This is a genomic window from Cellulomonas sp. GbtcB1 (assembly GCF_019091725.1).
Classification (GTDB): Bacteria; Actinomycetota; Actinomycetes; order Actinomycetales; family Cellulomonadaceae; genus Cellulomonas.
The window spans coordinates 1-228 of the sequence record NZ_JAGXJG010000764.1 but is presented as its reverse complement, the minus strand read 5'-3'; the positions used below and the strand labels follow the sequence as shown (position 1 = coordinate 228).

The 228-nt window shown below is 86.0% G+C and carries 1 protein-coding gene; it reads right to left on the bottom strand.

Annotated features, from left to right (window positions below; translation table 11 throughout):
* Nucleotides 1–228: hypothetical protein (locus tag KVT14_RS22125; RefSeq protein ID WP_217617460.1), on the bottom strand; the 228-nt coding region annotated here is incomplete at both ends.

Sequence of the window (228 nt, the reverse complement as noted above, 5' to 3'; positions counted from 1 at the left end):
AGGACCATCCCCTGCGGGACCCAGTGGGCCCGCCGGGGCCGGTGCCGCTCGTACCGCGACCTCTGGCCCGCGGCGGTGGGCAGGTGCCGCAGCCCGATCGCCCGCACCACGGCCGGCAGCTGCCGCAGGCGCTCGCCGAGCGGGGCGCCCGGGCCCGGGGGGCGCCACACCGCCACCCCGGGCCCCGGACCGCCCGCCCCGGCGGCCGCCCCGCCGGCCGCGCCGCCC